Origin of the sequence: Heyndrickxia sp. FSL W8-0496, from assembly GCF_038007825.1 — a bacterium.
Taxonomy (GTDB): domain Bacteria; phylum Bacillota; class Bacilli; order Bacillales; family Bacillaceae_C; genus Heyndrickxia; species Heyndrickxia oleronia.
In genome coordinates, this window is sequence record NZ_JBBOXX010000001.1 from 3,704,101 (window position 1) to 3,724,755 (window position 20,655).

Annotated in this window: 23 protein-coding genes; 10 read left to right on the plus strand and 13 right to left on the minus strand. The window is 32.6% G+C overall.

Features of this window, described 5'->3' with window-relative positions; translation table 11 throughout:
- The first annotated feature begins 139 nt into the window (after positions 1 to 139).
- Positions 140 to 1,237, plus strand: coding sequence for an alpha/beta hydrolase family protein (locus tag NST63_RS18750; RefSeq protein WP_341043388.1), 1,098 nt, complete (start codon positions 140 to 142; stop codon positions 1,235 to 1,237).
- Positions 1,238 to 1,366: 129 nt separating this feature from the next.
- Here the strand turns inward: NST63_RS18750 and NST63_RS18755 are convergent, their stop codons facing one another.
- From NST63_RS18755 to NST63_RS18770, 4 genes are all read right to left on the minus strand, one after another.
- Complete coding sequence (locus NST63_RS18755; RefSeq protein WP_341043389.1) at positions 1,367 to 2,974, minus strand: DUF4179 domain-containing protein; 1,608 nt, start codon at positions 2,972 to 2,974, stop codon at positions 1,367 to 1,369.
- A complete protein-coding gene (locus NST63_RS18760; RefSeq protein WP_180212756.1) occupies positions 2,961 to 3,503 on the minus strand; it encodes an RNA polymerase sigma factor in 543 nt (180 codons plus the stop codon). Before NST63_RS18760 ends, NST63_RS18755 begins: the two co-directional genes overlap by 14 nt.
- Before the next feature lie 364 nt (positions 3,504 to 3,867).
- Complete coding sequence (locus NST63_RS18765; protein ID WP_212942608.1) at positions 3,868 to 4,440, minus strand: GNAT family N-acetyltransferase; 573 nt, start codon at positions 4,438 to 4,440, stop codon at positions 3,868 to 3,870.
- Between the two features lie 47 nt (positions 4,441 to 4,487).
- Positions 4,488 to 4,724, minus strand: coding sequence for a hypothetical protein (locus tag NST63_RS18770; RefSeq protein WP_180212754.1), 237 nt, complete (start codon positions 4,722 to 4,724; stop codon positions 4,488 to 4,490).
- 180 nt (positions 4,725 to 4,904) lie between these two features.
- Here NST63_RS18770 and NST63_RS18775 point away from each other — a divergent pair, with 180 nt between their 5' ends.
- Positions 4,905 to 5,225, plus strand: a complete 321-nt coding sequence (locus NST63_RS18775; protein WP_180212753.1) for a hypothetical protein — start codon at positions 4,905 to 4,907, stop codon at positions 5,223 to 5,225.
- Positions 5,226 to 5,455: 230 nt separating this feature from the next.
- Here the strand turns inward: NST63_RS18775 and NST63_RS18780 are convergent, their stop codons facing one another.
- Positions 5,456 to 5,809, minus strand: coding sequence for a hypothetical protein (locus NST63_RS18780; protein WP_341043392.1), 354 nt, complete (start codon positions 5,807 to 5,809; stop codon positions 5,456 to 5,458).
- Positions 5,810 to 6,991: 1,182 nt separating this feature from the next.
- Between NST63_RS18780 and NST63_RS18785 the strand changes: the two genes are divergently transcribed.
- Complete coding sequence (locus tag NST63_RS18785; RefSeq protein WP_341043393.1) at positions 6,992 to 7,333, plus strand: hypothetical protein; 342 nt, start codon at positions 6,992 to 6,994, stop codon at positions 7,331 to 7,333.
- 423 nt (positions 7,334 to 7,756) lie between these two features.
- Here NST63_RS18785 and NST63_RS18790 read toward each other — a convergent pair whose 3' ends face one another.
- From NST63_RS18790 to NST63_RS18815, 6 genes are all read right to left on the minus strand, one after another.
- Positions 7,757 to 8,683 (minus strand): nucleoside hydrolase, encoded by a 927-nt coding sequence (locus NST63_RS18790; protein WP_341043394.1) that lies wholly within the window; start codon positions 8,681 to 8,683, stop codon positions 7,757 to 7,759.
- Entirely contained in the window at positions 8,664 to 9,476 is an 813-nt protein-coding gene (locus NST63_RS18795) for an energy-coupling factor ABC transporter ATP-binding protein (RefSeq protein WP_341043395.1), read from the minus strand. Before NST63_RS18795 ends, NST63_RS18790 begins: the two co-directional genes overlap by 20 nt.
- Before the next feature lies 1 nt (position 9,477).
- Complete coding sequence (locus NST63_RS18800; RefSeq protein ID WP_341043396.1) at positions 9,478 to 10,332, minus strand: energy-coupling factor ABC transporter ATP-binding protein; 855 nt, start codon at positions 10,330 to 10,332, stop codon at positions 9,478 to 9,480.
- Entirely contained in the window at positions 10,329 to 11,069 is a 741-nt protein-coding gene (locus NST63_RS18805) for an energy-coupling factor transporter transmembrane component T (protein ID WP_341043397.1), read from the minus strand. The genes NST63_RS18800 and NST63_RS18805 overlap by 4 nt, the downstream gene beginning before the upstream one ends.
- Positions 11,062 to 11,670: an ECF transporter S component gene (locus tag NST63_RS18810; RefSeq protein ID WP_058004993.1), complete on the minus strand. Its 609-nt coding sequence runs from the start codon at positions 11,668 to 11,670 to the stop codon at positions 11,062 to 11,064. The genes NST63_RS18805 and NST63_RS18810 overlap by 8 nt, the downstream gene beginning before the upstream one ends.
- A 338-nt stretch (positions 11,671 to 12,008) precedes the next feature.
- Positions 12,009 to 12,707: a Crp/Fnr family transcriptional regulator gene (locus NST63_RS18815; RefSeq protein ID WP_180212750.1), complete on the minus strand. Its 699-nt coding sequence runs from the start codon at positions 12,705 to 12,707 to the stop codon at positions 12,009 to 12,011.
- Positions 12,708 to 13,002: 295 nt separating this feature from the next.
- Here NST63_RS18815 and NST63_RS18820 point away from each other — a divergent pair, with 295 nt between their 5' ends.
- From NST63_RS18820 to NST63_RS18850, 7 genes are all read left to right on the plus strand, one after another.
- Entirely contained in the window at positions 13,003 to 13,506 is a 504-nt protein-coding gene (locus NST63_RS18820) for a CBO0543 family protein (protein ID WP_341043400.1), read from the plus strand.
- Positions 13,496 to 13,963 carry a CBO0543 family protein gene (locus NST63_RS18825; protein ID WP_341043402.1) on the plus strand — a complete coding sequence of 156 codons (468 nt, stop codon included), beginning with the start codon at positions 13,496 to 13,498 and terminating at the stop codon, positions 13,961 to 13,963. Before NST63_RS18820 ends, NST63_RS18825 begins: the two co-directional genes overlap by 11 nt.
- A gap of 136 nt (positions 13,964 to 14,099) precedes the next feature.
- Positions 14,100 to 14,942 (plus strand): SDR family NAD(P)-dependent oxidoreductase, encoded by an 843-nt coding sequence (locus tag NST63_RS18830; RefSeq protein ID WP_341043403.1) that lies wholly within the window; start codon positions 14,100 to 14,102, stop codon positions 14,940 to 14,942.
- Between the two features lie 80 nt (positions 14,943 to 15,022).
- Positions 15,023 to 15,418 carry a MerR family transcriptional regulator gene (locus NST63_RS18835; RefSeq protein ID WP_341043404.1) on the plus strand — a complete coding sequence of 132 codons (396 nt, stop codon included), beginning with the start codon at positions 15,023 to 15,025 and terminating at the stop codon, positions 15,416 to 15,418.
- Positions 15,419 to 15,627: 209 nt separating this feature from the next.
- On the plus strand, positions 15,628 to 16,005 hold the full coding sequence (locus NST63_RS18840; protein WP_212942629.1) for an SET domain-containing protein: 378 nt from the start codon (positions 15,628 to 15,630) through the stop codon (positions 16,003 to 16,005).
- 136 nt (positions 16,006 to 16,141) lie between these two features.
- Entirely contained in the window at positions 16,142 to 16,351 is a 210-nt protein-coding gene (locus NST63_RS18845; protein ID WP_180212745.1) for a hypothetical protein, read from the plus strand.
- 628 nt (positions 16,352 to 16,979) lie between these two features.
- Entirely contained in the window at positions 16,980 to 17,579 is a 600-nt protein-coding gene (locus tag NST63_RS18850) for a nitroreductase family protein (protein WP_071977153.1), read from the plus strand.
- A 578-nt stretch (positions 17,580 to 18,157) separates the two neighbouring features.
- On the opposite strand, the gene NST63_RS18855 is transcribed toward NST63_RS18850, so the two are convergent.
- Positions 18,158 to 19,429, minus strand: coding sequence for an MFS transporter (locus NST63_RS18855; protein WP_341043406.1), 1,272 nt, complete (start codon positions 19,427 to 19,429; stop codon positions 18,158 to 18,160).
- 237 nt (positions 19,430 to 19,666) lie between these two features.
- Positions 19,667 to 20,374, minus strand: coding sequence for a DNA alkylation repair protein (locus NST63_RS18860; RefSeq protein ID WP_212942633.1), 708 nt, complete (start codon positions 20,372 to 20,374; stop codon positions 19,667 to 19,669).
- Positions 20,375 to 20,655: the final 281 nt, after the last annotated feature.

The window sequence follows — 20,655 nt, forward strand, 5'->3', positions numbered from 1 at the left end:
CTTGTACTAATCCACATCTATTTTTGCTGTTTTATAGAAGGAATATGTAACTATTTGTGGAATTTTTACAAAGCTATGAGTCTCTAGAATTGTGAAAACAAAATAAAGTATATTCTTATATATATATGGGGGAATTTTTATGTTCACTAATTTAAAGGTTGGTAGAGTAGTTAAAGTTGTAGAGGATACAAGTCGAAAAGAGATATATACAAAAGGTAGAGGATCGCGCTCTTTTCCTATCAGCATCTTTTACCCAGCATTAGAGAATACAATAACTGACATAGAAACAAATCTTATCTCTCTTTTCTCCCCTGCCATTCAAGAAGCAATAGACATCTTTTCCAATGTAGGGATTCATATTGAAAAGTTAAAAGAGGTTATTATTTCTGTTAAAGATCATGCGACTCCTATTCCAAATACTTCATTTCCGGTCGTATTATTTTCTCCAGGATTTGGGATCGATCGAGATTTGTATCTTGAGATCACAACAGCATTAGTCCAAAAAGGATACATTGTTGTTGCAATTAGTGTACCATATGATAGTTTCTTAACGGTCTTTCCTAATGGAGAAGTTATCACACAAGCAGAAAGACATCCAAATGACGAAACACAGATCAAAACTAGAATGCAGGATGTACAATTAGTAGTGGATTCTTTAGAAAAATGGAACCAGGAGAAATTTTTCAATGGATTATTTGACACCGATAAAATTGCCGTATTAGGCCATTCACTAGGTGGAGCAACCGTTTTCAATATTGCTGCTATTGAAGAACGTATACGATGTGCCATTTTATATGATGCAAGTTTGCATTTAATCGATCACAAGATGCCTAATATCCCCATTCTGAATATTCGTCAAGAAGCCACTTCTTATGAAGAGTATCTCGATGCAATTTTAGACGAAGATGACGAAGAACAGAGCAAAAATATTGCTAAACGCTATATCAAGAAACAAATGGAAATGTATGAGCATTTACCTAAAAGTAGCTCATTTATAAAAGTAATCGGTGCGAAGCATTTATCATTTTCAACGATTAGTAGGCTTATCTCTGATGAATCACCTGATGTAATGAAGTCCATTCAAGAACTAACGATAGCATTTCTTCAGGAATTCTTAAGTGGAAATAGTGGAGTGTATGAAGACAGGATTAACGGTCAAAACAGACCGACTAATTGTATCAAAATCGATGGAAGTGGATTACCTATTGGCAATGGCGAATCAAATGTCATTAGGTAATTCCGGGAATAGCGATGATTATTTGAAAGAAATTGTCCATGAATCTTGATTGACCAAGTATTTTCGGGACTCTTTCCATTGAATGAGTCCCGAAATGAATGATCGTAAGAGCTAAGTTTATTACATGGTTTATTTAAGAATAACAGTTTTCGGACGTTCCTCGTAAACTGTAAATAAAAAAATATTTAAAGTAAGATCTTTATCCTTTATATTTTTAAATGTTTCTACTTGATTATTATGTCGATGCAATCCATCCTCGGAACGCTTATCAGCAAAAATCCTTTTGTCCTTTTTATAAATGACACTTTGTGTAATCCCACCAAAGCGAATGTCATTACTTTCAGACTCTACAATCAAATCATTACCCTTAGAATAATAAGTAATTTCTATTTGAAAACCTTTTATTTCAGTGTGAATGGTATTTGGTTCATTAGAAATGTTTGTAAGGCGTACTTTGTCTTGTTTTCCCCCTTTATAACTAACTCTCGCATTATTGAAGGATAGTGAAATTTGTTTACTTTTTATATTTTCTAATACTCCCTGAGTTTCAAAAGAAATATAGCCTTCACTATCTATATATCCTTCCAAACTTTCATCTCCAATTTGCAAAGTTACTTCATTATAATTAATAAAAACTTCATTTGATTCACTATTACTATTTTTCTTGTCAAAATATATCTTCACTCTACTTGGAGTGATGACTAAGTTTTTCAATTGAAGCTTCTGGATCCCCATATCAATTGTTTTGTTTAATTTCATCGTATAGGTAGATTTTTTTGCAAGATTATAATTATATTCAAATTCCAGCTGCCACATTTCAGGATAATAATTGCCTCTATCATTATATGCTAAACTCATTTCTACATTATCCAGTTCATTTTTATCCAGCCTGAATGATTCACTGAGTTTTAGAACATTCGGTTGGGGACGTTTATATACTACTCCTGAACTTAAAATGCGTTTATCTTGAAAACTAAAAACTAAGGAAGCATGATCGATATTATTTTTCTCTTCTAATTCAATAAGATAATCTATTTGATACTCCCCGTTACGATATTCATTAGAAATGAACTTGATTTGAGATATGCCGTCTTGATTTATTGGAATCGTTTTTGTATCGTCCTGAATCAAAGATTTAAGCTTTACTGTTTTCGTTTGTATTTCGGAAAGACCACCAATTTGGAGAATGACTTTACTATCCGCTGAAATCTCTTTATCAGTATGCAAGTAGCCGACTAATTTATCATATTTTTTATTATAAACTACAGTTGCATCAAGCTTCTCTTCTTTTCCATCTTCCATTATTAACAGTGCATCATCAAACCCTGCTGCACTTATTGAATGATCATGATCGATATCTAAGCTAATATTAATAGTAGTACCATTTTCATCCGAAACGACATTATGCACCTGTAACACTCCGAGTCCATTTTTTGTCGTTTTGTTGATTTCTTGTCCGAATCCATTTTCTAAAGAGGTAATAATTCCATTTCCATTTATATCTCGCATCCATTCTAAAAGTTCATTCGAGTATTTTGCCAATACAGGAGTAGTTGTTAAAACGATAGCCATTAATATTACAGAGACTACAAGCTTTGGCTTCATTAAACGTTTAGTTGTGGCCTGATCACCCTTTTGAAGATTAGAAACAACTTTATTCCACATTTTATTTTCATTAGGAATATCAATAATATCGTTTTTTACTTTTACCTTTAATAGATCCTCAATACTTCTCAAGTCCATTCCTCCATTCAATGAAAAGATTTTTATCCTCCTGAATTAACTTTTTAATTAATTGTTTTCCTTTAAAATGTCTAGACTTTACCGTACCTTCGGGGATCTTTAAAATATCTGCTATTTCTTTATCTTTACATTCATGAACATACTTTAATACCATGACTTTTCTTAAGCGAATTGGTAGTTTATTCATTAATTCAACTACTTCACTTTTACTTTCACTCTTTTCGATTTTTTGTTCGATAGTTGGGCTATCCCCAAAACGCATGAATGTAAGAAGTTGAACAGTTTCCTTTAATATCATTCTTTTATTTTTCTTTAAATAATTTCGTGACATGTTCATGGCAATACTAAGTAGCCAGGATTTTTGATTTTGAATCGCTTGAAAATCCTCACATAATGCTTTAGTAAAAACGTCCTGGCATAGATCTTCCGCATCATATTTATTTTGAACCATATAATAACAAGCTCGAAAAACATCTTTATAATAAGTATGAAATAGCTCCTTCCCTTCATTAACTTGTTCCATTAATCCACCCCCCTATTTTATTTTTAAAGCTCTTCTTTAAAACACTTGTTAAATATCCTTGCTGCATTTCAACTGTAAAATCTCCCTTTCTGATTTCCCTATATACAAGAGACTTTTATCGTTGTTTACTATTACTAAGAATTGCTAAAATTAGAAAACGACTTGAAACCTGACCTATTAAACGTAAGAATCTATAAGAAAAGAGCCTTTTCTAAACAAGTAACAATTTTATCGATTAAAACGTTCATTTTAATTAATAAAATTTTACTGAAGGCAAAAAAAAGCGCGATCTCCTTGTTAAAGGGATCGCTTCCATTTATCGATAATGGATTATAATTTCACCTCTGATATACCAATGAGAAGCTTATAAATCTAGATACCATATAAATTGAATCTCATCTTTTATTTCAGCATCATTATAATAGGCATATTCGTCTACTTTTCCTAATACTGCACCATGTTTATGATAAAATTTGCATGCTGGAACATTAATATTTTGGCACTCTATTTTCATTTGCTTTAATCCTTTTGATTTAGACCATTCAACAGCCATCTTAAATAATTCTGTACCTACACCTTGTTGCTTATATCTATCATCCACTCTTATATCCCATAACACACTCATATCATCTCGACCATCGAGCACTTCAACATCTTTTGTTTTTGAAGCAATCGTCACTGCACCAATAGGTATTTCATTATCAAATGCCATAAAAAATGCCCAATTGGAAATGTCGAAACTTTGAGAATAGTTTGTCGCCAGTTCATATACACCTAAATCTTTTATGTACTCTTTAACTGGAGTTTCTTTTAATAGAAATCCTCCTAATCCATTGTCAATCTTTTCTACACTAAATATACTCTTTACATGTATTAGCATAGGAATCCTGTCATATTCATTTAAAAATGATTCATCAATTTCTCTATATGTAATCAACTATTCATCCCCCTCCCATCATTGAATCATTTCTGGTTTGGTTTTATTTAATTCTTTGTTGTTTTGCCTATTTTTTGAGACAGAATATAGGAAGCTGTAGCAGTAATCAATATTATCAGTAGTGGCATTGCAGAAGTTCCTCCAAACACTACCTCTTGAGGATGATTACCCTCTAATATCGAAGGATCTGGAGTATATACTGCAGTTAAAATGAGACCTGATATTATTTGTAATACCGCATAAAACAATAGAAAACTAACGATAAAAATAATATATTTTTTCATATACACCCTCCTTTTTTAGAATTATTTGTAATTTTAGTTTATCATACTAATTGTTTATAGCATGATTAATCCCTTATGTTTTTTCGTTTTTATATAGTTTTCTTTAAATATTTTTACTTTTTTGAATACACTTTCCATTTTATGCTATTATTGAGAGTATAAGGGGGGATGAATTAAACGATGAAAAAGTTATTAAAAATCTTCACTACATTAATCATTTTATTCATACTCAGTTTCGGAACAGCGTATTTTACAAATACAAAAGTTATAGACATCACATTTTTTGTAGGTGTAATAGTTACAGTAATTATTTGGTTTTTTTCTTCAAAGGGGGGAATTACCAGTCATAGCCTCGATATGCAGATTCAATCGACGACAGGATACAAAATTGAACAACAAAGATATAAATTTTCACCTACTATTACATTCCTCACATCACTTATTTACACCATTATTTCTTTAATCGTATTACTAATCTATTATAAAGATTATTTGCTGTGATTCATTATCCATATGCTCTTGTACCAACAGGAATAGGAATAAATTAGCACATGATAAATAGCGTCTTTTGCTAAAAAGAGCTACCATAATTACCTTAACAAACAAAATATGGTTCAAAATTATGTCTCAAATTGTTTATTTATAAAATGGGATTAGCGAGTATAGGAAATACTCGCTTTTTTTATTTTGTCATTCATTAGAAGGAAAATTTAATTATCGTACATGAATGTTTATTTAGTGAAAATGAAGTCTTTGTAGAAAATAAACGTTAGGATGCCTGTAATGATTGTATAGCTCAGTGCTAAATAAAATGAGGGTGTTGCTCGAAAGCTCCTTTCCACTTTATCCAATTTGGTCCAAACCTCTACTTCGAGTTCATTATCTTCATTACTGCTTTGCAGTTTAGAATTAGTTAGCTCTGAAGCAAAACCACCTGAAGAATTAAAAAAACTGATAATGATGGTTGCTAAAAGTCCGGTTAGAAAGGACCAATCAAGAAATGAACTGTTGAATAGTTTGGCAATCCCCCAATTAACCAATAGAATAAGACCTAATGTAATAACTGACCAAATCATTTTTTTCATGGTATGTCCCCTTTATTTTAATATGATTATACTGTAGTACAAAATTGATAGAATAAAGCTTGCGCACTCTCCTCTATTCCCTTCAGCTCTCTCTTTTTAGTATTTACTTTAGATGCAGATTTGTCATTTGGTAATCTGATAGTAGTTTATGAGTATACAGTTATATTAATTAGGTTTTTTATTAATATATCAGTCATTATATGATTAATATACCGGAATTTACTTTATTTTCAAAATATACCACAATGCAACATGGAAATAATTTTATTAAAAATGTTACAATCCATTCGGAAAACATTCGAAAATATTCCATTCCAGTAGGAAATAAAAAAATTTTAAGGTTAGATAATTTTGTCATGTTCCTGCCACTGTCAGCATTGAAAATAACATGATTAACTTTGGTTTAAACTCAGTTAAGTTGAATAAAACAATACTTATAGAAGCAAAGGTTCATAATTCTAAGGAGATGTTCGGTTGTTATATTTATCTATCATATTATTTATTTTAGTTGGAGTTTATTTAGTTGCATCTGGAATTAATATATTTTTAAAAGGCTCTTTTCTCAAACATTGTTGCTATTTAAGTAAAGTTATAAGTATTAAATATCGACTGAGGATCGCTAAACGTTTCATTTTACTGAGAAAAGAGCTACAATCTCCATAAGAACCGCTAGATCCTTTATTAGGAGTAAAAGCCGGTAGTTGGGCTTTTACAAAACAACAACTATACGAAAACAGCCTTTTTAAAAGAGAATAAAAAAGATAAAAAATGGTGGTACTACATAATTGGTATTTTAGAGGTTATTTTAGATATTATAACAGAACCAATTACTAGCGTAGGAATTCGTATTTTTTTTGGAGGTTTATTTATTTTAGCTGGGTTACTGTTGTTACTGATTTAATTTATTTTCATTCTCTTTCAATCTCCGTATAAATTATTATCAAATGATTATTATGTTGCATCTTATTTTTGTTCCTAGATTACCTAAATATTATATTGTAGTATGAGCAAATATAAATTAAAGGTTTCCGAGATGTAAATGGAAAAAGAAAGTGTCCATGCTAAAAAAGCGCGTAATATTCCCCTAAACAACCTTTTATAAATAGGGATAAAAATATAAATACTAATATCCATTTGGAATTAAGATTTTCAGAATTTGGTGTAAAGATATGGGAGGTTTATATGGACATTCAAAAATACATTAATGAGTATATAGATTCTTGTATATTACATGGATGTGCTACCGAAGAAGGAAATCATAAATTAGCTAACAAAAGTTACAAAAAAATTATAACAAACTACAATAATCTTAAGAGATTAGGTGATATTGGATTAACAGCTCTGGTAAAATTATTAGATCACCCTAATTTGTCTGTGCAATTATGGAGTTATAGTCATTTATTACCATTTAATGAAAACCTTGCTAAAAACAAATTGAGAAAATTGTCACTTGAAACAGGTATTGTCTCATTAAATGCAGAAATTACTTTAGAGGAGTGGGAGAATAATCAGTTGGAAATTTAAGCGGAAATAATTGATGAACTATTATTGATCTTAATCCATTCAATCCTAGTCCACCATCAATCATAAATTTTGAATACTAATGTTTTTTCAGTTTATTTAAAGCAAAAAACATGATCATTTATTTACTTTTAGATAAATCCCCTATCAAAATTCCATGTTAAAAGAGGTTTTTCCCTTTGTTAAATTGACATATTTCCAATCCACAGCTTTAACTTTCCAATATTTATAGACATAAAAAACACCCCGTAAAAATTAGTTTGGTATCTAACATTTACGGGACTGTTCAGGATAGGAATTTTTAGGAGCTAAGACTCTAAACTCAGAGCGTTTTTTCTACGCTTGGCGCTAAATGATCCATAAAATGCACTGTTAATAATCTATTAATACCACATTCTTAGTGTTTCTAAATGAGTTTTCCAATGATTATATCTCATCCAAAACTTCTAAGGCATTTATTAACTCAGATATAAACATTTCTCGATTAACCTTCTCTAATACTAGTATGTTTTTTGCTTGGTTTGAGACTAATCTTTTATCAGCAAATGTTAATCCTCTTGCTTTTCCTTCTGTCACCACATCGACATAGTAGGAAGTTCCAGAAAACATCTTAGGATTTAATATATATGCCACTGCACATAAATCATGAATCGGGCTATTGATAAACCCGAATTGTCTACCAGATTTATTGTAAAAATGAAGTAGTTCGTAAGCTAAATGACTGACTCTCCCTTTATTTTTTAGTGAATTAATTTCTTCTATAGTTATTTCAGCCTGCTCCGTGACATCCAAACCTGACATAACAACAGGTATGCCAGAATTGAACACTATTTGTGCCGCTTCTGGATCTACATAAATATTAAATTCAGCCAATGGTGTTTTATTACCACGGTCAAGTCCCCCACCCATAATGCTAATGTATTCTATTTTACTTCGAACGTCAGGAAATACCTTTATTAATAACGCTATATTGGTCAATGGACCTAAACCAACTAAAATCACCTTATCATTGCATTTCATTATTGTTTCATACATAAATAAAATAGCATTGTTTGAAGTGATTGGGTACTTTTCTCCATTAAAGTAAGGGCCGTCCATCCCACTTTCTCCATGAGCTTCAGGAGCAACGCAGAGATCTTTTGTTAATGGTTCTGATTGTCCCATTGCTAACGGAATAGTAGAATTTACAAATTCCAATATGTTTTTTGCATTGGTAGTAACTTTTTCTAATGTTTGATTACCACCAATCGTTGTAATTCCTAATATATTTAATTTGTTAGAATTAGCTATCGCTGTCAAAATAGCTAAGGCATCATCATGTCCTGGATCACAATCAATTATTATATTTTTCATGTTTTTCCCTTTCCAATAAATCTTCAATCGTTAATACGCCTTCATAGCCTAAAATAGTAGCCAATTGGCAAATGACAGGCTGTTTTAAATCACTAAATTCTAAAAGTTTTTCATCCCAAAATATTTCCATTGGTGATGCATCTCTTCTTTTTTGTTTATCCGCAAAAACAATCACTCGTTTAAATTCACGTACTACAAATTCCATATCATGTGTAATAGTAATTACTGTTTTATTTTGATCTGATAAATAGTTAATAATATTGCCTAACCGTTCTGTAGACTCTCTATCTTGTCCAGCAGTAGGTTCATCTAAAATGATCACATGCGGATCCATAGCTATTACTGCAGCCATGGTTATAAATTTTCTTTTCGAATAAGGTAAGTTATAAGGATGTTCATCTAAAGACTCTGTTAAACCACAAATTTCAGCTGCTTTCGCTACTCTATCTTTCACGACAGCATCTCCTAATTTCTGGTTCTTAGGGCCATATGCAATCTCTTTATAAATAGTATCTTGAAAAATTTGATCATCGGGATTTTGAAATACATAACCAACCTTCTTAGAAATCTCTGCAGTGGTTGCCTTCCTAGTGGAAACACCGTCTACTAAAACTTCACCTTTCGTTGGTAATAGCAGCCTATTCATTAGTTTAACTGTCGTTGTTTTACCAGCACCGTTCTGCCCAATTATGGCAACTGATTCACCTAGTTTAAAATCCAAATTAATATCTTGAACAGCTTCATAACCGTTAGAATATGTGTACCAAACATTTTTTAGTGATAGATAAGGCACTTTACACTTCACCATCCTTACGTAAGATGTCCTGTACTTCTTGTACTGTTAAAGGTATCGTATCTGTAGTTTTCGAATGATTATCCTTAGCCTTTTGGATATAATATAGCGCTACTTGTGGCAATTGCCCTCCATACTTTAGTACCTTAGGATCTGCCAAAATTTCTTTTGTAGGACCGGTCATAACCAGCTGTCCTTTGCTCATTAATAAAATTTCATCACAATACTCCGCTAATAAATCAACTTTATGCTCCACTAGCAAGATGGTTTTACCTTGCTTTTTTAAAAGATGGATGATTTTAAAAATATCTTCACTACTTTTAGGGTCTAATTGTGAAGTTGGCTCATCTAAAATGATAAATTCTGGATCTAAAGCAATGATTGAAGCTATTGCAACCCTTTGTTTTTGTCCACCCGATAATTCAAAAGGATTCTTGTTAATCAAATCTTCTAAGCGAAACATTTTGACTAGATCATTAACTTTTTTTATCATTTCATCACGTGGCACACCTATATTTTCCATCCCATAAGCAATTTCCTCATATACGGTATCCTTTACCCCGGATAGCTGGGTAAACGGATTTTGAAACGAATAACCGATGATTGTAGCAAGCTCTCCGATATTATATTCATTTAAATGTTTCCCTTTTATCGTCACGTCCCCTACTAATTGACCTTTGTAAAGCTCAGGGATAAAGCCTCTAATGATATTGCATAATGTTGTTTTTCCTGACTCATTTGCTCCCACTAGACCATAGACGCGTCCTTTTTCGAAATCAAATGAAACATCGCGAATCGTTTCTTTATTTTCTAAAGGATATTTATAACTAATATTCTTTAACGATAGAATGCTCATGAAAGTATCCTCCAAACGATATAACTGATTAGAATGACTGCACAAAACGTTATAATCAGATAATCAGCCTTTTGCTTTTTAAGTTCGTAAATGGATGTCTTTTTTGCTCCAGAAGAAAAAGCGCGTGATTCCAAAGTTAACACTCTTTCTTCAATTTGTTGAATCGATGATAGAACTAACGGACCGATCATAGGAACAAAAGCTTTCATTCTAACGAACATACTCCCCTCGGTTTCAATTCCGCGAGATCTTTGCGCATCGGTGATCGTTTTAGACAAGCTCATCATTTGCGGAATAAGCTGAATAGTAGAAGCGATTACAAAAGTCACTTTTTGAGAAACTCCAGATTTCTCTAATGCATAGATAATATCTTTTACACTAGTAACTTGGAAAAACCAAATAACGCTAGAACTGATAGCAATAATCTTTGCTGTCATATTTAAACTTGTCGTTAAACCAATTTGAGAAAAATGAATGATTCCCCAAATTTTTTGAGAATCATCATTCACAACAATAAAAACTTGGATAATAAATATAAATAACACAACAATTACGATTGACTTCACAAACGTTGCTAAAAACTTAGTAGCTGTTCTGGAACCAATGCTTATTAGTAACATGAATGGAAGAACCATAAATTGGAACAAGTATCCAGGTGTGAACATACTTAATAAAATAATTAGAATGACAAAAGCAAATTTAGATGAAGGATAAAGTTTTCCAATACGACTATCCATTCACATTTCCCCCTTTCTTAATATATGGCTCACCATAATTTAACTTAATTAAAAATCTATCTGGAACTCTTCTAATAATTAACCAACTAATACCGAAATTTAGGATTGTATTAATTGAACCTGAAATTAAATTTGTGGATACAACGGAATTCCATAATTCTTTTCCTGTTGCAAGAAACGTTGCTGTAATTAAATCTGTCCCTGCACCAGTTACTCCACCAAACATAAAAACTGTAACGATAGCTGCCGTGAATGCTGATACAATTGTTAATAGTATACAAGATAGAATGATACCAAAAATATTCGTATAAAATTTCCATTTTGATAAGTAGCCTGATACAAAACCAATACTCATTGACACGATACTGAACCCTATTGCAATAGGATTAAGCATTCCATTTACGACATTTCCTAAAAGACCAGTTAGCAATCCAATCCAAGGTCCTGCAATCATCGATACCATTATTGTTCCTATTTGATCAACAAAAACTGGCAACTTTAATATAGTCGATAGTTGATAACCAACTACATTTAATGAAACACCTACTGGGATTAATAATAATGCTAGTAATGAAAAATCATACCTTATCCCTCTTTTCATCATCCTGCTCCTTTTTATTAGATTTAAAATTTCAAATGTATAATGACATGTCACAAATAAATATAACTTCCCTTATACCAGTAATCATTTATTTTAAAGCGCTAACATTTTGTTTTTTACTAGATATAAGATTTAAATATAGTATATATTCAGCTATAAAGCGGATAAAAGGTCAAATGTCCTTTCGCTTGATATTTCATAATGAGATGGAACAACTATTTTTTTCAGGCAAAAAATAATCCGAACGTCATCAAATCCTTGCGAAAAGATTCGATAACGTTCGGATATTCTTTTTATAAGATATCGCCTTTGGAGTGAACTTTATCATTTTTTGCACTTCATTCATTTATACTATGTTTCATCTTTATATATTGCTGTTTTGACATCGTTAATTTTCTATTAGAACTTGATATCTCATTCAATTCTTTTAATTGTTTGATGCTTCTACCAACTGTACGAATGCTTAGCCCTATTTGACTTGCAATATCCTTATATTGATCATCAATATAAATTGATCTCGTTAGACTATTTTTATTGCTATTCCTCTCATAATATCTAATCAAAAAATATCTGACTCGATCAATACCTTTATATTGATAAAAAATACCATCGTTTCCTGAACTAATATATAAATCTTCAGCTAATAACACAGAACATCGTCTCAAAAGGGAGATATCTGACATAATCAACTGATAAACTAATGCCGATTCTATTCTAACTGCCGTTACTTTTGTTAAACAGGTTATCGTGGCAATGTATTGTTCTCTTCTAGACATTATCTCCAATAACCCTATGTTTCCGTTCGTTTTATCCACTTGAAAATAGGAATAATCACTTCCATCTTCATAATCTCTTAAACCCATAGCTATGCCATCTTTAATGAAATAGACATGATTTGGAAAGTCTCCTCTAGAAATAATGACAGAGTTTGGTTCAAACACTAACTCTGTCCCAAACTCATCTATAAACTCGGATATTACGGAAAAGTTAAACTCGGTTTCATTCCCATACTTCTCCCACATTTTTTTTAAGTTCATCCAGATTCTCTCCTATATCTTTATACTCATAGATCATTCAAAATGATTATGCAGATAATCCTTTACGACATTTCCTGAAAGCTTAGTTGAAGTAATTTATACCAAATGTCCTTATTAGTACATCAAAGTAGCGTATAACTGATTATTTCAATCTGTTTATTTAATTAACAGATATTATATCATGTGTTACTTCCTTAATAGGGAAAACAAAGTAGATTGGAAAATAATTAAAAATGAACTTTGGTGGCAAAATACTAAAACAATACTTCTCTTATAGGAGGGGGATTTCTGTAATATGGTAAAGGAGTACATGATTTTGACAGCAATGTGGCTATTCGGAACGATTGGCTTTATTCTGTTTATACCACAAAAGGATCGGCGCAAGGGATTATTAGCTGCGATTATGTTTCAAGCATTGATTTGGCTGTGTGATATGCCTTCTTTTACATATGGTTTGTTAAGTGCGCCCGTTCGTATATTTCCTAAAGCAACTGACCTCACGATTACAATCAATTATTTCTTTTATCCGATATTATTTTCCATTTATTATGTACATAGCAAGTCAATGAACAGTCTTTGGTTAAAAATTGCATCCTTTTTCGTATGGATTTCTATCATCACCATTTATGATTACATTCTCGAACGATATACAGATTTAATAAAATATGGATCCTTAACTTGGTTAGGTATGTGGATTTACATTGGATTTCTTTTTTCTATAAGTCTAGTCTGCTGTAATTGGTTCTATAAGGAAAAAACTCCGATTCATTCGTACGTTGGAGGCACTAATGAGGATTGAATGGTGGATCTTGTTATCTTTGTATGCAGTAACAACAGGAATTCTATTTTTTATACCTAAAAATAAAATTCGACTTGCAGTAGTTGCCTTTTTGTTTAAACAGGTCATTACTTTTCTTGTAGGTCTATTGGTCGTAGAATTGGGACTGATTGAATATCCTATTCGGTCATTTGCTTCAATTAACCGGACTAGCTTTGACTATGAATTTTATTTCTTTCCAGTCACATGTGCCGTTTTTAATGTATGGTATCCAAATCATCGAAGTCCCCTTATCCAGTTGGTTTATTATATAGTTTTCAGCACAGTATTGACGATCGGTGAAATAATTTTAGAAAAATACACCGAACTCATTCATTACATACATTGGGAATGGTATATCAGCTGGATTACAATTTTTATTTCATTTTTTATAGTACGGAGTTTCTGTATTTGGTTTTTTTCAAAATCTAAAATTTGATATATGTGCTATTAATACTAGTAGAGTTTCACTAAGCTGAATCACAATATTGTAATTAAATCAATTTATCTTGACTTGGTGTTCACTCCAAGTTGTATTCTGTGTTTACTATTGGAACACAGAAAGGAAGAACAAAATGAACGCACAAAATAAAGTAGTTTTGATTACAGGGGCTAACTCTGGGGTTGGCTTGGAGCTGACGAAAAATCTGTTATCCCAAGGAATGGAAGTAATTTCTTTAATACGATCTGACTTTCCAAATGACCACCCAATAATCATTGATGCTCTTAGAAAGAAAAAGTTAAGAATATATAAAGCTGACTTAGCCGATTTCTCCAGCCTAAGAAACGTACTAGGTCAGATTAAGAAAAGAGAGGCCAAGCTTGACTTGATTTTCAATAATGCAGGAGTTTGTTTTGCTGAATACAAATATTCCAAACAGGGACGTGAAATGCATTTTGAAGTTAATACATTAGTACCCTACATCATTACGATGGAACTTAAAGAACTGTTACTACAGGGCCAGGATAAAACGATCATTAATACATCTTCCAATTCTTTATTATTTTTAAAGCAATTTGACTTAAATACAGTAATCGATCCTAAGCTCATTCCATTTAAAAAGATTATAGGTCCATATGGGAACAGTAAATTAGCCCTTTCGCTGTGGACAAATGGAATTGCTCCGAAGCTATTGATTGAGGGAATAAAAATCCGTAGTGTCTGTCCAGGACCAAACAGAACGAAGTTGACTAAAGGCAAAAGAATACCCAGTTACCTCATTCCAATAAGAAACGTTATTTTTTCTCCGCCAAGTAGAGGTGCATCTCGCTTATACGATGCTGCTTTCGATTTCAACAGTGAAACTACTGGGATTTTTATAAACAAGGGCAAAGAAACTGTAATTAAATTCTCGGAGTATGAGGGGACGATTCTTAATCGACTGTATGATATTTACAAAAATGAGTTTCTCGTTTAGTTTTTAATTACATCTATTAGGCTGTAGATTACAGTGGATTAAATTCTAACATATAATAAAATCAAGTTAGGGGTGATGATTTGGGTGCATATTCTATCAAGCAAGTATCCAAGAAATCCGGTTTAACCGAAGATGCGATTCGCTATTATGAAAAAATCGGTTTGCTTCCTTATGCAAAAAGAAAACTGAATGGACATCGAATATACGATGAAGAAGATATAGAGAGAATGGAACTAATCATTTGTCTAAAAAAAACAGGAATGTCATTAAACGAGATGAAACATATTTTACAATATCCTGTAAAAGATAAACTTAGTTCTACTCCCGAGTTAAAAAGAACTCTTTTAGAATATAAAGAAAAAGTCATGACTCAAATACATGATCTTCAAAGTATTGTGGCGTTTATTGATGCTAAGCTAGAAAACGATGAAACGCTATTTCGTCCACAAGTAAATAAAGGCAACAAATATGGTTAGTGCAGGACATGCGTTTTAACTGTAGGTAGAGGGATGAATATAGAATAGCACCAACCATTTGAAATTCAATGGTAGTACTTAAAGCAACACACTTGCTTACATAGATGAAGTAGAATAAAAAGATTCGGTTTTATTAAATAAAATGAGCTTTTTGTCCAATTTAATGATACAGTTAGTAAGAAAATTTTTAAAGTGGGAAGGCGAACAATATGATTGAAATAAAAACATCTCCACTAAGTGATGGAGAATTCAATAGAGGGGTATTTGCGACATGTGATATCAAAAAAGGAGAACTTATCCATGAAGCACCTGTCATTTCCTATCCAAACGACCAGCATCAATACATTGAACAAACCATACTCGCTGATTACGCTTTTGAGTATGGCATAAATCATTCTGCAATCCTTCTTGGTTATGGAATGTTGTTTAACCATTCTTATGAACCTAATGCAATTTATGAGATTAACTTTAAAAATCACACATTTGATTTCTTTGCTTACACAGATATAAAAGCTGGGGATGAAATTCTAATCAATTATAATGGTGATGTGGATGACAAAGAACAGCTGTGGTTTAATCAGGACTAAAAGGATAGCAAAATAAACGATCTGTTTCATTGTATGTTTGCTCATATGATGATGAGATGACTACTTTTACTCATAATAGAACGGTTGCCATAAAAAAGCCTCCGTTTATGATGTCAAAATATTGAGGTGTTAGAGAATGAATAAACGATGGACAATCGATAAAATTAAGGAATTCGTTGAGAAGAATTCAGATAGTAAGTTATTAACGACTGAATTTCATGGTTTTTCTCAAAAGTTACAATTTAAATGTGCATGTGGCAGCAATTTTGAAAAAACATTTACAAAATTTAAAAATAATCATCAACGTAAATGTGATGTATGCCAACCGCCAAAAGCATCCCGTTAAACGTATCCTCCATACGAGATTGCTTAATTTCTTTTAGGGAACTCTATGTTTTATTAAAATTACTTAAAAACACCTTACTCCTATTATCTTCTTGGCGGTAAGGTGTTTTTTTTCGATACTTTTGGACTACATCTCTAAGTAAAACATGGACATTAGCAAGTCCTTGTTTTTACACATTGTGTACTTGTAAAAGATGTGAGAACCTTTGATCATGGTTCTCATAATGAAATGAAGATAAATGCGGATTTACAATGTTAAGGAAACAACAATATTAAAAATCCTAATTTCTATATGCAATCTCAAGAAATTAGGATTGTTGTGAATTTGAATTAAAGTACGAGTTTGTAATAAAGGCGCGAAGTTTCGAAAATAGTTGCAAGATTTTATTTTATTCTTATCGATGTAATTTGAGCTTTCTTGTTGACTATACGAATTTGATTTAATATAATTATCTCGAATTGAAGATACTTTTATTCAAGATATTTTAAATACTCTTGTTCAAACTTCTGTAAATACTTAATACTCAGGATACATTAAAAGAGAATGGTTAGTAATTCTGAAGTAGATTAGACAAGCAGCAGTTTATTTTAGATTTGAAGGATAGTAAAATTTAGGAGGAAGTAAGACTATGACAAAAGATTTCTATACTGCACTTAAAGAAAGACGTTCTTACTATGGAATTAATAAGGAAGTACAAGTATCAGACGAAAGAATTAAAGAAATAGTAGAATTTGCTGTAAAATACACTCCGTCAGCTTTCAATTCTCAAACTGCACGTTTAGTTGTATTAACTGGTGAAGCACATAATAAATTATGGGACATTACAACTGAAACATTAAGAAAAGTAGTTGGTAACGGAGACTTTACAGGAACTCAACAGAAAATGGATTCTTTTAAAGCAGGTTATGGAACAGTATTATTCTTTGAAGATGAGGCCGTAGTTAAATCACTTCAAGAACAATTTGCTTTATATGCTGATAACTTTCCAATTTGGTCAAACCAAGCATCAGGTATGCACCAATTAGTTGTGTGGACAGCATTGGAATCAGAGGGATTAGGAGCATCTTTACAACATTATAATCCCCTAATTGATGATGAAGTGAAAAAAGAATGGAATATTCCTGGTAATTGGAAGCTTATTGCGCAAATGCCATTTGGTAATCCAACAGCTCCAGTGGGTGAAAAAGAATTCCAACCACTTGAAGACCGTGTGAAATTTTATAAATAAGATGATTTAAAAAGTGAACCTTCTTTTAGAAAATACATTTTTTATCTAGAGGTATTGAAAAATCTATTTTATTCACTGACCGTCCATGATGAAAGAGTAGCAATCTACTTATACGGTTTTATCTTTAATGATGTAAAAACAGCTGTAGAATTACAGACAAAAACTTCTGGACGATTGCGGATGATTTGAAGAAAGAGCAACAATAGTAAGCATCCCTTTAACAAGGGATGCTTTTTATTTAAAGTAAAGGAAAAGATGTTTACCTAAAAGCAGCTCCACTGATTGGAAGAAGTTTCGTTACAAACCCGAACCTGATGATATATTAAAATTATCCAATATAAGGACCATTATTTCGAAGAAGTAGCAAATACAGTTTCATAAATACCATACGAGCAGTTTTACGAAAATACTTGTTCATCATCTACATTTTATGACTCTTACCTTCTATCACAACACGATCTTATCATACTTTTAATTTCAAAAATAAAAGCCCTATTACATTTTGCAGTAACAAGACTTTACCTAAGATACATTCATTTCCATTCATTCTTAAAAAAGTGATTTCTTTTAAACCTCTATTATGCATTCCCTCTACGAGACCAGATGACAATTGGTATAAGAAGTAAAGATAAAAGACCCCCACTCAAAGATAATGCTGTATAACTTGCATTAGCTACCACCATTCCCGAAAGGGCTCCACCTGAAGCCCCTGCTAATGCGATAAAAACATCGAGGGTTCCTTGAATTTTTGCTCGGGTTGAAGGCTCTGTAGAATCAACTATTTGAGCCGTTCCACTAATTAAACCAAAGTTCCACCCCAATCCAAGTAAAGATAGAGCAATTATTAATAGAACAAGAGAATCGCTTGGTGCTAATGCTGCTAACAGGCCAGCGCATAACAATGTAATTCCTGAAGCTATACTCATTGCTGTTCGTCCAATTTTATCAACAAGTATGCCTGTGACAAGTGAAGGCAGATACATTGCGCCTATATGAAATCCTATCACTAATCCTACCTCAGATAATCCATGCCCATGATGTTTCATATGGACTGGTGTCATCGTCATAATAGCAACCATAACAATTTGAGTTAGAACCATGACTGTTGCACCAACCATAAGACCGCTTTTATTTCTTGACCTATTGACAGAATCTGATTTATTTCTATGCCCTTTAACCTGCTTATACGCTGCAATCCTTTTAGCAATTTCTAGGGGATCAGGGCGCAACATACTAAAAAGCACTGTCCCTGCCAAGATAAATGCTGTAGCTGATAAAATAAATGGACCTGTAAGAGAAGGCACACCTATAAACACTGCGAATTTGCCCATAATTTCTACTAAATTCGGTCCTGCAACTGCCCCAAATGTTGTCATCACCATGGTCGTACTAATCGCAGTTGCTCGCTGTTTACTATTTGCTAAGTCAGTCCCCGCATAACGAGCTTGTAAATTGGTCGCAGTTCCTGCCCCATAAATTAAGAGCGATGCAAATAATAAAATGACACTATTCATCATAGCAGCAATGACTACGCCAATTGCTCCGAGTCCACCTACAATAAAACCAGTCGATAAACCTGTACGACGCCCATAACGTTGTGAAAGCTTTCCTACGAGAAAAGCCGCACCCGCTGAACCCAAAGTAATTAAAGCAGATGGAACTCCTGCATAGGCATCTGTTCCAAGCATTTGTTGTGCCAAAAGAGCACCTACCGTAACTCCTGCTGCAAGTCCTGCCCCACCAAATATTTGTGATAAGCTCACGACGAACAACACACGTCTATATATTTTTTTTAGCTGTTCTGGCGAATCTATAAAACTCTCAAAGGAAGCTTGCTCTTTTGCCAACATTCATATACACCTGCTTAGATTGATTTGTTTTTCTTTAGAATAGTGGATTTTACAAAAGCATCCAAAAATAATGTTTGGTTTGGAGGTTCAGTATGAAACCACTTTCTATCAAAATTACATTTAAAGTCCTAATATGTATAATATGAAAATAGATAGACAATTAGCCTATTTAGTTAAATACTTCAACAAAAAGAGCGTTAATCCTCCTTGGACCAACACCCGTTATTCAGATGATTTTTAACATCTTACATATTTACGTTTAAAACCAAGCCTGTCTCTCTCAATTTCTTTTTGAATATTTTCATAAGCATTTAGGAAACTGCTCTTTTTCTTGTCCCGCTTAACTTCTACTATACCTACTTCCTTTGCTGTCGCGACTGCCTTTTCATGTAATGGTAAAAAGGATACCCCCACAGTATATAGAAAATTATTCATAGCAGATTTCGTTCTTTCTGGAGAATGATGAATCGTATTTTTCACCATATCAAGCATAGTGGAAATCTTGCTTTCGGAAAACTCATGGTCCGATCGATTTCCCAAAAGCCAGCAGTAGCAACTCCATCCCGCTGACATTTTTAACTCGTCCCCGCTTGCAATCCATTTATCGGCAACATCTTGTGCAATATCAGATTCTGATAATGTTACTGCCACTACATAATCGGACAGCATATAAAAATATGCTCCATCGATCCAACGATCAAAATCCGATTCAGTCATTGCTTTTGGGTCAGCAATAATTCCGGCAAAGTACATCGCATCATAATTACCGGTGGAATACAGCTTCTCAGCTAGAGGTTGATTTATTTTTATTTTCTTTGCCATTGGTTTCATAGCACCTGTAGCTACCCCAAAAAGCGGTTCGTGCGCACCGTTGGAAATATAGATTTTTTTCGTTCGTTCCTTCCCGAGATCCTCAAGCTCCTGCATAACTGTTTCGAAATCCATCACTTTGCACATCCTTCTTTACTATTCATCTCTTATAAATGTAACCATCACGCTTATTTTCTTTATTCAGTCTATCATCATTCTCAAGTTTACCAATAATTTTCCGAACATAAAAATTTCTACAAAGAAAGCATTAATCTTTCTTCGATTAACATCATCTATAACTAAGGTATATGATTTTCAACAATTTTAGTCCCTGCTTTACATGACCTCTAATTTTGCTCCAGAGAATCAATTCTTATTCATAAAAGCCTAATCAAAAAATCCCTTCTAATTAGGCC